Origin of the sequence: Azospirillum sp. TSH64 (genome assembly GCF_003116035.1) — a bacterium.
Taxonomy (GTDB): domain Bacteria; phylum Pseudomonadota; class Alphaproteobacteria; order Azospirillales; family Azospirillaceae; genus Azospirillum.
In genome coordinates, this window is the sequence record NZ_LGQW01000015.1 from 7,097,359 (window position 1) to 7,110,199 (window position 12,841).

Genomic DNA, 12,841 nt, shown 5'->3' on the forward strand with positions numbered 1-12,841 from the left:
GGCGGTGGAATTGGAAAATGATCGGTGTCAGGCCCACCGGTCCGGGGCCGCAGGCCGCCAAGCGGCCGGACGCGCATCCCGGCAGCGGGCCGACTTCCTTATTGGGTGCCGGCGGCGCTCCAGCTGCGGATCCTGGTTTCCAAGAGGGCGCCGGTCCGCTCCGCGGCCAGCCGGGCGCGGGCGTCGGCCAGCCAGGGTGCCGCCACCGGTGCGGCAACGCCGTCGAGCGACGCCATGACATCGATGGCCGCCTCGAGTTCTCCGGCTTCGAGCCGGGCCGCCGTGGCCGCCAGCAGCGCCGGAGTCCTGCTTTCCGCCGCTTGCGGAGCCGCCGGTTGCGGGGCTGTCGGATCGGCGGCCTGCGGCGGCGAATCGGACGCCGATGCCAGGATGACGGTCGAGAGGCCGGTCATCCAGCCCCAGACGGTTTCGCGCAGTCCGCCCGCACCGTCCTGCACCTCCGCCTGGAGAGCGGACGGCACGAGCAGCCCGAAGGACGCATAGAGCTGGGTCCGGGTCGGCACGCCCTTGGCCGCGTAGCCCGACACCGAATCGAGAGCCTTCGACAGTTCGGCGTCCGTCGCGGCGGAGAGGCGCATCAGCGCGAGGTCGTCGGCGAAGGGGTCGGACTTGCCGAGCGACTCCTTCAGCAGGCGTGCCGCGATCACCGAAACCGCACGGCCGGTGACGGCCTGCTGGTCGGTTCGCTTGCCGGCCGCCGCGACCGCCTGTTCCAGCGCCGTCAGCTTCTCCGGCATCGCCGTCAGCCCCGCGACGGTCCGCTCCAGCGTATCGAGTTTCAGCTGGCTGCGGCTCGGAGACAGGAAGGACGAGCGCAGGTCGTCGGAATAGAGAACGGTGCCGCACACCGCTGCCGCCGCCAGCAGGATGGTCAGGACGACCGGACCGTTGCTGCGGCCGGGCTGCACGATGGCGGGCGCGGTCTGGGGGCCGGGCGTGGCCGTTTCGGACGCCTGCCGGTCGATGCCGGATCGGCTGCCGGTTTCTTCGGTGGATTGGACGTCTTGCATACGGTCACGCTCCGCTCGGGTTTGGCATGGGCTGCTGCGGTCCACAAGTCACTGTCGACGACCGGTTTCCAAGCCGGCGACAGGGGCGGCGCCGACGGTGCCGGGGGGCATCGTCTTCCTGCAGCGTCGGCATGTGAAAAAACGGTTCTTGATTCGAGTGTCCAGTAGTCCGCATATCTCATATCGGACAGGCTACCTCAATCAGGGTAAATGGAAAAGCGTTCACGGGAAATTTGCAGACTTGATCAGTGTTGAAACTTTTCGTTCTGAGTCAGAGTCTTATTGTTGTCTATCCGAGAAATTTTCATCAAAGGATGCGCTGGCTTATCAGTGGCAACATGTTAGGTTGAAAATGTAATCAGCGGTGATAACAAGGATTTTTGCGACTGATTCCTTGGAAAGTTACGGCTCTTAACAGTCTTCGCAGGGAAAGCCCTTCTCAAAGATTGCGCAGAATCATTGCTTATATTTCAGAACGTCGTATCCCAACATGGTCATTCATAATTCGTTAGGCTTCCTCGGGTCCAATGACGGCAGGCGAGGTTTGCGCGCCGGCCGGGGGAAGCGGGTCCATATCCGGGACGGTCGTGCGTTCGCTGCTTCGTCGACCGGAACGGGCATCATCGAACGCCGGAATCTACATGCCGAATGTGTTTGGAACGGTGGATCGCACCATGGCGGGCCAAGACCAGCCTCATGTCGTCGGCTCCGCAAGGCTGGCGAAGGGACCCCGGCAGCGGGGCCGGCAGCGGCTCGGCCAGCCGGTAGCGCTCTTGCGGAGCGTGGGGCTGTCCCGCGCGGTGTCCTCTGCGGTTTCCGCCGCAATTCTTCTGGCATCGATGTCGGCGGCACCCGCCGCGGCCTGGAGCCGTCACGGAACGGAAGCGGAGGACGAGGCTGCCGTCAGGGTGCGGCGCCCGTCCGCCGCTCCGACCGCCGCCTCGTCCGCTGATGGGGCTTGGCTTTCCGGCACCGGCCAATGGATCGGCTCGACCGCCTGCTCGGCGGCAAGCGCGATGGTGAACACGGCAACCGCACCGGTCGCGGCGGTCGGCAGCTATATTTCCAGCGGATCGACCGCTCTCGGCCAATTCAGCTGGGAAGTAGCGTATATGTTCGGGGTCAACCGCACCCCGGTCAGCCAGGTCCATGTCGCGGACGCCGCGATGCCGGCGGCATCGGCGCAGGATCCTTCGGCACGGGAGGCTGGCCAGACCGCTCCCGCCGCGTCGCCATCCGTCCTGAATGCCGCGTTTCCGGCCGGCACCGTTGCTCCGCCCCCATCGCAACCGCTGCCGTCTGAACCGGTGCCGGAAGCCGTCCTGCCGAAGCCCCCGGCCGCAACATCCGAACCGGCAACGCCGCCGGTGGCCGCCGTGGCCGACGTGGTGCCCACCGCGCCGCAACCTCGCGCGACGGATGCGAAGCTGCTGGCGTCGCTGGCGGTCGACAAGCCTCAGCGCAGGCCGGACGGCTCCTACTTCGTGCCGAAGCCGCTGCAACGGATGTTCGACATCCGCACGCACAGGGCCGACAGCGTGCGCACGCCGCTGACGGTCAAGCTGCCCGGCCGGATCGTTCCGGACCCGAACGCCCATGGCGATGTCGAGGCAAGCCTGCTCGGCCGCATCGAACCGCCGAAGACCGGCATGCCGGTCCTGGGGGAAACGGTGCGCAAGGGGCAGATCCTCGGCTATGTCGCGCCGGCCATCGGCGTCGTCGACCGCAGCCAGGTCCGGCGCGAGGTGGCACGGCTGACCAACGAGATCCGGATCACCGCCGAAAGCGTCGAGATCCTGAAGCAGTTCTGGTTCGTGCCCTTCCGCGACGGCAAGGTGATGCAGGCGGAGGTCCGGCTGGAAGGTCTGCGCCGCGAGCGGGAGGCCCTGCTGCCGATGCTTCAGACCCAGGAGGTGCTGCGGGCGGCCATCGACGGCGTGATCAGCGCGTCGACCGCCATCAACGGCCGCATCGTCCATCCCGGCGAAAAGATTTTCGAGATCGTCAACCCGCAGCGCCTGTGGATCGAGGCGGTCGCCGCCGACCCGGAGGTCGCCCGCGGCACGCAGCTGGTCCGCAATGCCAGCGCGGTGACGCCGGAGGGCGACGCGCTCGACCTGACCTTCATCGGCAGCGGGCTGGCGTTGCAGCAGCAGTCGGTGCCCCTGATGTTCCGGATCGAGAATCCGATGGAGGGTCTTCGGGTCGGCCGTCCGGTGACCGTCACGATTCGCAACGAGTCGAAGATGCGTGACGGTATCCCCATCGCCCGCGAGGCGGTGGTCAACGATTCGGGCGGGGCCGAGCAGGTCTGGGAACTGGTCGAGCCGGAGGTCTTCATGCCGCACACGGTCAAGACCGAGATGATCGATGGCCGCAGCGTGCTGATCTCCGCGGGATTGGAGCCGGGCGCCCGGATCGTCACCCATGGCGCCCGGCTGCTGTCGCAGTTCCAGTAGCGCCGCCTTTCCGGGTCCGCCCGGCGAAAGCCGCCTGGCCAAGACGATGCCCGGCCAAAACAATGAACGCAGATACAGTGGAGGACGCCATGGATTTTCGCAGCAGGACGGCAGACTGGCTCCGTTGCGCCGCCGCCGGCGCGGTGTCCGCCGTGCTGGCGGTGTGCCTTGCGGCGGGGATGACCGCCGGTTCCGCCGGGCAGGTGCTGGCCGACGAGGCGGGGGCGGCCGGGATCGCCGCGTCTCCGCGCGTCGCGATGGTCATGGATCTGGCCCGGACGACGGTGAGGGGGGCAGCCGCGGAACCGGTCAGCGTCGTGGTGATCGCCAACCAGAAGCGGCTGTTCGCCTTCGTCGACCGCTATGACAGCAGCGAGGCTTTGAGCGGAGCCGACCTGCGGATCGACACCCCGCGGCAGACGCTGGAGCTGAGCGAGGTTTCTCCCGGCATCTACCGCTCCGAACCCTACCTGCCGCCGGCCAGCGTCACGCCGCTGACGGTGAGGATGGCGCTGGCCGGGGCGACCGCGACCGGGGCCGCCGACCTGCTGGTGCCGCGACTGGCGGACACCGTCCCCGGCGCCGCATCCGCCCACCGGCCGATCGTCTGGGCGGGGGTGGCGGTCGCCCTGATCGTGGCCCTCCTGTGGATGTGGCAGCATCCGGTGGCCATCCGCCGCCGCTGGCCCGGCAAGGCAGCCTGATCCTTCGCCACCTCCAGCCTTCCGGCCGCCTTCGGAGACGCCCGTCGTCATGTTCACCTTTCTCGTCGGACTCAGCCTGCGCCAACGCCCCCTCGTCCTGATCGCGGCGCTGCTGATCACCGGCTGGGGCGTCCTGATCGCGCGGGACATGCCGATCGACCTGCTTCCCGACCTGCATCCGCCGATGGTGACGATCGTCACCGAGGCCGGCGGCTATGCGCCCGAGGAGGTCGAACAGCTCATCACCTATCCGATGGAGTTGGTGCTGAACGGCATGCCGGGGGTGTCGCGCATCCGCAGTTCGTCGAGCCCCGGCTTTTCGCTGATCTATGTCGAATTCGTCTGGGGCACCGACCCCAACCGCAACCGGCAGCAGGTGACGGAACGGATCGGCATGGTGCGCGAGCGGCTGCCGGCCGGCGTCGTCCCGCATCTGGCGCCGATGTCGTCGGTGATGGGGCTGGCGATGCAGCTGGTGGTGCAGGCTCCCGGCATGGATCCGATGGCCCTGCGAGAGGTGGCCGACTGGACCGTCCGGCCCCGGCTGATGGCGGTGGAGGGGGTGTCGCAGGTCTATGTCGTCGGCGGCGACGTGCGGCAGTTCCGCTTCACCCCGAATCCGGTCGCCATGAACATGCTGGGGATCACGCTGACCCAGGTGGAACAGGCGCTGACCGCCTTCGGCGGCAACAGCAGCGGCGGCTTCAACGACCTCTACAACACCGAATTCATCATCCGCAACGTCGCCCGCAGCCGCAGCCTGGACGATCTGCGCAGCCTCGTGGTCGCCTTCCGCGACGGCCGCCCGGTGCTTTTGAGCCAGATCGGCGAGGTCAGTTTCGCCGCCAAGGTGAAGCGTGGCGAGGGCAGCTTCAACGGCGAGCCGGCCGTGCTGATGGCGATCCTCAAGCACCCGAGCGCCAACAGCGTGGCGCTGGCGGAGCGGGTGGAGAACATGCTGGCGGAGCTGACGCCCTCGCTGCCCCGTGGCGTGCAGGCCGACCGCATCTCCTACAGCCAGGCCGACCTGATCAGCGCCTCCGTCGACAATGTCGAGGATGTGCTGCGCGACGCCATCGTCATCGTCGCCGTCGTGCTGGCCGCCTTCCTGTGGAGCGCGCGCACCACCGCCATCTCGCTGCTGGCGATTCCGGTGTCGCTGATTCTCACCATCATCACGCTGAAGCTGATGGGGTCCACCATCAACACGATGACGCTGGGCGGCATCGCCATCGGCATCGGCCAGCTGGTGGACGATTCGGTGGTCTATGTCGAGAACACGCTGCGGCGGCTGGGCGACAACCGGCGGCGCCACCGGCCGCTGGAGGTGATCGAGGTCATCATGCGCGCCTCGCAGGAGGTGCGGTCGGGCATCATCTACGCCACCGCGATCATCCTGCTGGTCTTCCTGCCACTGTTCGCCCTGCCGGGGGAGCAGGGGCGGCTGTTCGGCCCGCTCGGCATCGCCTACATCGTGTCGATCTTCGCCAGCCTCCTGGTGTCGCTGACGGTGACGCCGGCGCTCTGCGCCTATCTGCTGCCCAACATGAAGCATCTGGAGGAGTCGCATGACGGCCGGCTGATCCGCTGGCTGAAGCGGCTGAACGGCCGGGCGCTCGGCTGGGCGCTCGACAATCCCCGGGCGCTGCTGGCCGCCGCCGCCGGGCTGGTGGTGCTGTCGGCGCTGGTCCTGCCGCTGCTGCCGCGCTCCTTCCTTCCTCCCTTCAACGAGGGAACGCTGTATGTCCAGCTGTTGAACCGGCCCGGCATCTCGCTTGCCGAATCGAGCCGGGTCGGGGCGATGGCGGAACAGATCATCCTGCAGGTGCCCGAGGTGGTGAGCGTCGCCCGCCGCACCGGCCGCAACGAGGATGACGAGGACGCCGATCCCGTGAACAGCAGCGAGTTCCCGATCCGCGTCCGGCTGGATGGCCGCAGCCGCGCTGAGGTGATCGAGGATCTGCGCGACCGCCTGTCGGTGCTGCCGGTCGATCTGACCGTGACACAGTTCCTGACCTCGCGCATGGAGGTGGCGCAGAACGGCGTGCGCGGCGCCATCGTCATGAAGATCTTCGGCGAGGATCTGGCCACGCTGCGCATGCTGGCGGGCCGCTTCCGGGAGAAGTTCGACGGGATTCCGGGGCTGCGCGACCTGCTGGTCGAGCAGCAGGTCCAGGTTCCCCAGATCCGCATCACGCTGGATTACGAGCGGGCCAAGCTGTTCGGCGTGACGCCGGCACAGCTGGCGCAGGCGCTGGAAAGCCTGTCGAACGGCCGGACGGTGTCGCAGGTGATCGACGGCGGCAAGCGCTTCGACGTGGTGCTGCGCCTGTCGGATGCCGACCGCACGCCGGAAACCCTGGCCCAGATGCGGATGGAAACCCCGGCCGGCTATGTGCCGCTGTCCTCCGTCGCCACCATCGTGAACGCCGCCGGACCCAACCAGATCATGCGCGAAGCGGGCATGCGCCGGATCGTGCTGACCGCCAACACCGACGGGTCCGACATGTCGGCCATCGTCGCGCAGATGCGGGCGACGATCACCGCCACACCCTTGCCGTCCGGCTACAACACGCTGCTGGAGGGCAGCTTCCGCCAGGAGGAGGAAAGCCGTCCGGTGATGGCCGGGCTGTGTGCGGTTTCCATCGCCCTGGTGTTCCTGGTCCTGTACCAGCGCTACCGCTCGGTGGTGCTGAGCCTGATCGTGATGGCGAACATTCCGCTCGCCCTGATCGGCTGCGTCGCCGCCCTGGTCGTCTTCGGCCAGGATCTGAGCCTTGCCGCCATGATCGGCTTCATCGCGGTGACCGGCGTCGCGGTGCGCAACGGCGTGCTCAAGATCAGCCATTTCATCAATCTCGCCCTGCATGAGGGGGTTCCGACCGGCCGGGTGCTGATCATGCGCGGCTGCGAGGAGCGGCTGACGCCGGTGCTGATGACCGCGCTGTCTGCCGGGCTGGCGCTGATCCCGCTGCTGTTCTCGTCCGACATGCCGGGGACGGAAATCCTGCATCCGGTGGCGGTCGCCATCTTCGGCGGGCTGATCAGCTCCACCCTGCTGGACACCCTGACCACCCCGGTGCTGTTCCAGTGCTTCGGCCAGGAGGCGCTGGAACGGTTGCGGGTGGTGGCCGAGGGCGACCTCGCCAGCGAGACCTTCTGACCCGAGACCTTCTGACCCGCGAGGAGACAGCATCATGGAGCCGACCTCCCTGACCGTCCTGGTCGTCACCGCGTCGCTGCTCGGCGGCGTAGCCATGGACGTGGGCATGAACACGCTCCAGAACTGGTACGACACCTTTTATCAGGACGCCTTCTGGAGCAGCCGGAAGGTCAGCCCGGAGCTGGAGGCCCAGCTCGCCCGCGAAGAGGCGGAGATCGACCGGCTGATCAGGGCCAGTGACTTTGTGAACGAGGAAAGCGCGAAACCATGAATTCGACCCGTCCGGCTCTTCGTCCGCTTCCCCAGGACACCTTGGCCCTGGCCGCCTTGGCCCTGTTCCTCCTGGCCTCGCCGCCGACGGCCGGGGCGCAGAGCGCGCGTGACACGCCGCCGGCGCAGGTGACGCCGCTGGACGGGGACTTCGTGGCGACCGCGCGGATCAATGTGCGCGAGCAGCCCTCGGCGAAGGCGGCGCGCATCGAGCTGGTCGATGGCGGAAGCCGCCTGCGGGTGACCGGCAAGGTGGCCGACGCCCCCTGGTACAGCGTGGTGACGCAGAGCGGCCGGACCGGTTTCGTCTCGGCCGACCTGCTGCGCGCGGCTGCTCCGGCGGCCGGCGGCGCCTCCGGCCCGGCAAACGCCCCGGTTCCGGTCTCCACGCCGGTTGCCGCTGCCGCGGCGTCCACTCCCGCGCCGGCACCCGCCGATCCGGCCCTGCTGGAGCGGCTTGACAAACTCCAGGCCCGGCTCGACGAGATCGAGCGGAAGCTGGCGGCGATGCCCGACCTCCAGGCCCTCGCGGAACGCGGTAGCGGAGATGCGTCTCGGATGGAGACGCTGAACGCCACCATCGAGATGGCGAAGGGAATGATGGAGACCCTGTCCGCATTGCAGGAACAGGCATCGACCCGGCTGAGCGCGGAGCGTGAGGAGTTCGGAAAATTCAGCGACCGTCTGAAGTCGGTCGAAGAGGACATGCAGCCGGCCGTCGAGTGGGTCAAGCAGTGGAAGGACAAGGCCCCGCCGCTGGCGGAGGAGGCGAAGGGATTGTTCTCGACCGCCACCGGGGCCGTTTATGGCTGGATCGGCGCCTGGTTGCCATGGGGCGGGCGGGCGTCATGACACCTGTCGCCCCGGCGTTGCCGGCAGGCGCATGAAGCAGGGACTCCCCCGGCCGGCAGGCCGCCGGCCGGGGCAGTGTGCGTCAGGCGGTGCGGTCCTGGGACAGGTTCAGCTCCCCGATCATGGTCTGGCGCATGACGAATTTCTGGATCTTGCCGGTGACGGTCATCGGGAATTCTTCGACGAAGCGGATGTATTTCGGGATCTTGTAATGGGCGATGTTGCCCTGGCAGAAGGCGGTCACCTGCTGTTCGGTAAGCGCCGTTCCCGGCTTCGGCCGGATCCAGGCGCAGAGCTGTTCGCCGTATTGCTGGTCGGGAACGCCGAACACCTGCACGTCGGCGATGTCGGGGTGGGTGTAGAGGAACTCCTCCACCTCGCGGGGATAGATGTTCTCGCCGCCGCGGATCACCAGATCCTTCAGCCGGCCGACGATGTTGCAGTAGCCCTCCCCGTCGATGGTGGCGAGGTCGCCGGTGTGCATCCAGCCGGCTTCGTCGATGGCCCTGGCGGTCTGCTCGGCGTCGCCCCAATAGCCGCGCATCACCGAATAGCCGCGGGTCAGCAGTTCCCCTGGCGTGCCCGGCGGGACGATGCGCCCCTCCGCATCGACGATCTTCACCTCCAGATGCGGCTGGATGTGCCCGACGGTGGAGACGCGCCGTTCGAGCGGATCGTCGGTGGAGCTTTGGAAGCTGACCGGACTGGTCTCGGTCATGCCGTAGGCGATGGTGATCTCGCGCTGGTTCATTTCGGAGACCACGCGCTTCATCACCTCGATCGGGCAGGGCGAGCCGGCCATGATGCCGGTGCGCAGGCTCGACAGGTCGTAGCGCGCGAAGTCGGGATGGTCGAGCAGGGCGATGAACATGGTCGGCACGCCGTGCAGCCCGGTGCAGCGCTCTTCCTGCACCGCGCTCAGCACGGCGACGGGGTCGAAGCCCTCGCCCGGAATCACCATGCAGGCCCGGTGGGTGACGCAGGCGAGGTTGCCCAGCACCATGCCGAAGCAATGATAGAAGGGGACCGGGATGCACAGCCGGTCCTGTTCGGTCAGGCGCATCGCCTCGCCGACGGAAAAGCCGTTGTTCAGGATGTTGTGGTGGGTCAGCGTGGCGCCCTTCGGGCTGCCGGTGGTGCCGCTGGTGAACTGGATGTTCACGGGATCGTCGAATTGCAGGATGCCGGCCAGCCGTCCTAGCTCCGCCACGTCGGCCGGGCGGGCCAGCGCCGGCAGGTCGTCGAAATTCAGCATGCCCGGCGTCTTCTCCGCCCCCAGGCGGATCAGGTGGCGCAAGGTCGGCAGCCGTTGCAGCGACAGGGGTTTGTCGGCGGCCGCCTGTTCCAGCTCCGGCGCCAGCCTGGCCATCATGCCGAGATAGTCGCTGGACTTGAAGGATGGCGACAGGATCAGGGCGGCGCAGCCGACCTTGTTGATGGCGTATTCCAGCTCGTGCAGGCGGTAGGCCGGGTTGATGTTGACCAGGATGAGCCCGGCCTTGGCGGTGGCGAACTGGGTCACCACCCATTCGGCGTTGTTCTGCGACCAGATGCCGATGCGCTCGCCCGGCTTCAGCCCCAGCGCCACCAGCCCCGCCGCCGTCCGGTCGACGGTGCGCTTGAAATCCGCATAGGTCCAGCGGACGTCCTGGTGCCGGACGATCAGGGCGGGCCGGTCGGGGGACAGCGCCGCCATGCGGTCGAGATGCGCGCCGATGGTCTCGCCCAGCAACGGGGTGTTGCTTACACCGTGAACATAGCTCTGGGTCAGCGACGTGGTGTCCGTACTCAAGGCTGCTTTCCTTCCCCGGATGATCAGTGGACCATGGTCTTATGGACCGGCGGTCCTTTATGGGCACCGCCCCCGGCGGGAGCTGTGCGCTCCCCCTACTGAACCCGTGCCGAGGCGGTCTGTCGATCCCCCGTTCGGCTAGTCGGCCCGGTCGACGGGAGACCGAGGCGTCACGCCAGGAAGCGCCTGGGGCGGGATGTGACAAGCCTGAATTTGAGACGGTACAGGAAGCTGTTAAATCCACTTTGATGATGCGAAATGGAAAGACCAGACTTCACTGGTTCCTGCAATCGCGAGGCCCGCGGACCGATGCGTGTTCATGCAACGGTCCGGAGACTTCGGCGGGCCGGCTGCCAGGGAGTGCTCGTCCGGAGCCTCAGAATGCCAGACGGGTGTCCAGCATCAGGATGTGCGCGCGGTCGGTCAGGTCGCCGCCGCTGGCCGCAGCGCCCGACAGGGTCGAGCGGACATAATCATACTCCAGCCCGGTGGTCAGGCCGGGGGCGACGGTCCAGGTGACGCCGCCCTGCCAGACGTCGGCCTTGGCCGGCGTCGTCATGGTCGCCATGTCGTTGCCCAGCGCGCGCATGTAGTTGGCGGCGAACAGCAGCGGGCCGCTGGTGTATTGGGCGCCGACGATCAGGTTCTGCTGGTCGCGCGACTGCGCGGTCCCCTTGGCATAGCCGCTGTCGCCGCTGTAGGCGTAGCTGACGCCGACCTTCGCCGGCCCATAGCCGACATTGGCGCCGACATGGAACGAGTTCAGATCCTCGAAGGACTGGCTGGCGATGCCGTCGCTCTGCCGCACCGCCTTGCCGGTCTGGTAGAAGGCGCTGGCCTCCACCGTCACGTCGCCGAAGGCGTTCTGGAAGGCGGCACCCGCTTCGACCACGTCGCGGAAGGCGAGCGCATCGCCCAGCGCATCCACCTTGCGGCGGTTGATCGACGTGTTGGAATCGCCGGTGCGCGGGGTGTAGGACACCGCGGCCTGCAAACCGCCGAAGCTGGGGCTGATATAGATGAACTTGGTCCCGGTGTCGTAGGACACCAGCGTGCGCAGGCTGGTCGCCGCCAGGGGCAGGGCGGCGTAGGTCGACGAGCCGTGGAGGAACAGGATGCCGTTGCTGTCCGGGCTGCCGGCGATGCCCTCCGTGTTGGGGCCGATCATGCCGTATTCGTCGGACAGCCCGTTGATGACGCCGGCCTGGATGGTGCCGAAGGACCCGTTGGCGAAGAGGAAGGCACGGTCGTTCTCCACCGTCCGGCTCGACACCGAGGGGTCGCCGTTGCCGGAGACCAGACGCAGCCGGGCGCCATAGGTCAGCCCGTTGTCGGTGGTGGCCGACGGGGTGACGGTCAGGCGCAGGCGGTTGGAGAATTCGGTCGAGCGCAGCCCGTCGTCCTGCTTCTGGCTGACATAGGCGCCCTGGAAATAGGCGTCGCCGCCGATGGTCAGGCTGAACTCGGCCTCGGCCAGGGCCGGGGCGGCCTGAAGCGCGACGACAACGGCCGCGGCGGCGGTGCCGGCCAGGGATGCGGTGCGGAGAATGGAGATCTGGGACATCGGGCGCATCGGGATGGTCATTCCGGGAAAGGGCGGCAGGCGTCAGGCCGTCTGGGCAATGGGGAACCAGCGGCGGCCGAACGGGGTGAGGTTGTCGTCGGTCAGGCGGGCAAGGCAGAGGATTTCGATGCTGTCGGCCCAGCGCGGGTTGATGTCGCGGAACTGGGCGACTGCCGGGCTGTCGAGCTTGGCCTCGCTGATGGCGCGGGCCTCCTCCGTCAGGCCGTAGCCCTGCCATTTCCAGTCGACGGTGCCGGTTTCCGCGTCATAATACTGGGCGAAGCATTCGCGGCCGATATGGTCGCGCAAGGCGCGGTCGAGGTCGTCGAGCGTCCGGTCCGCATTGGGCGTGTGGCGGAGAAACAGCATCGGCATGTAGCGGTAGGAGCGGTAGCCGACGGCGCTGTAGCTCCAATACCAGAGCCGCCCCGACCGGTCGGCGCGCGCCCGCCCGACCATTTCGGCGACCATGGAACGCACCAGCCCGTTCGAGCCCCAGAAGCGCCGTTCCAGGATGCAGTGGGCGGTGTGGAAGGCGCCGACGGCGGTGCCGGCGATCTCCGCCACCTGGCGGTAGACCGTCGCGAAGCCGACCAACTCGCCGGTCTCCGGATCCTCCTGCAGGACGCAGTGGTCGAGGTCGCCCAGCTCCTCGTTGAAATACTCCTCGCCGTACCCCTCGAACCAGACGCTGAGCAGGGCGAACATCACCGCCCGCCGCTCAGGCGTCAGGGCGGCGGGTTCGACGATGCTGGTCCGTAAGGGGTGATGCGACGCGCGCGGCGTCATGCCGGCGCCCCAGGAAAATCGCTGGAGGGCAGATCGCTGGCGGACAGATAGCTGGCTGCACCCGCGTCGCGGACATCGGCGCAAATGTCCTCGTAGTTGCAGGTGATCTCCTCGCCGGCGGCGATGGCGCGGCGGGTGACGAAGACCCGCCAGTCGGCGGGGGCGGCCCGGCCGATGGACGGCTCGTCGTCATGGTTGAGGAAGCGGGCGTCGTCGC

Annotated in this window: 10 protein-coding genes; 5 read left to right on the forward strand and 5 right to left on the reverse strand. The window is 67.8% G+C overall.

What is annotated here, in order from left to right:
* Positions 1-98: 98 nt before the first annotated feature.
* Positions 99-1,031, reverse strand: coding sequence for a mitofilin family membrane protein (locus tag TSH64_RS33240; RefSeq protein ID WP_109451620.1), 933 nt, complete (start codon positions 1,029-1,031; stop codon positions 99-101).
* A gap of 674 nt (positions 1,032-1,705) precedes the next feature.
* On the opposite strand from TSH64_RS33240, the gene TSH64_RS33245 reads away from it, so the two are divergent.
* The 5 genes from TSH64_RS33245 to TSH64_RS33265 all read left to right on the forward strand — a co-directional run bounded on the left by TSH64_RS33245 (position 1,706) and on the right by TSH64_RS33265 (position 8,479).
* Complete coding sequence (locus TSH64_RS33245) at positions 1,706-3,490, forward strand: HlyD family efflux transporter periplasmic adaptor subunit (RefSeq protein WP_247873300.1); 1,785 nt, start codon at positions 1,706-1,708, stop codon at positions 3,488-3,490.
* An 89-nt stretch (positions 3,491-3,579) separates the two neighbouring features.
* A complete protein-coding gene (locus TSH64_RS33250; RefSeq protein WP_199237728.1) occupies positions 3,580-4,194 on the forward strand; it encodes a hypothetical protein in 615 nt (204 codons plus the stop codon).
* Positions 4,195-4,243: 49 nt separating this feature from the next.
* Positions 4,244-7,357, forward strand: a complete 3,114-nt coding sequence (locus TSH64_RS33255; RefSeq protein WP_109451624.1) for an efflux RND transporter permease subunit — start codon at positions 4,244-4,246, stop codon at positions 7,355-7,357.
* Between the two features lie 34 nt (positions 7,358-7,391).
* Positions 7,392-7,628, forward strand: coding sequence for a hypothetical protein (locus TSH64_RS33260; protein WP_109451626.1), 237 nt, complete (start codon positions 7,392-7,394; stop codon positions 7,626-7,628).
* Entirely contained in the window at positions 7,625-8,479 is an 855-nt protein-coding gene (locus TSH64_RS33265) for an SH3 domain-containing protein (RefSeq protein ID WP_109451628.1), read from the forward strand. Before TSH64_RS33260 ends, TSH64_RS33265 begins: the two co-directional genes overlap by 4 nt.
* A gap of 82 nt (positions 8,480-8,561) precedes the next feature.
* Here TSH64_RS33265 and TSH64_RS33270 read toward each other — a convergent pair whose 3' ends face one another.
* The 4 genes from TSH64_RS33270 to TSH64_RS33285 form a co-directional block, all read right to left on the reverse strand.
* A complete protein-coding gene (locus tag TSH64_RS33270; protein WP_109453283.1) occupies positions 8,562-10,250 on the reverse strand; it encodes an AMP-binding protein in 1,689 nt (562 codons plus the stop codon).
* Between the two features lie 397 nt (positions 10,251-10,647).
* Entirely contained in the window at positions 10,648-11,835 is a 1,188-nt protein-coding gene (locus TSH64_RS33275; protein ID WP_109453285.1) for a porin, read from the reverse strand.
* Positions 11,836-11,877: 42 nt separating this feature from the next.
* Positions 11,878-12,624 carry a hypothetical protein gene (locus tag TSH64_RS33280; protein ID WP_199237729.1) on the reverse strand — a complete coding sequence of 249 codons (747 nt, stop codon included), beginning with the start codon at positions 12,622-12,624 and terminating at the stop codon, positions 11,878-11,880.
* The coding region (locus TSH64_RS33285; protein ID WP_146208150.1) for an SET domain-containing protein at positions 12,621-12,841 on the reverse strand (221 nt) is incomplete at its 5' end. The genes TSH64_RS33280 and TSH64_RS33285, both read right to left, overlap by 4 nt.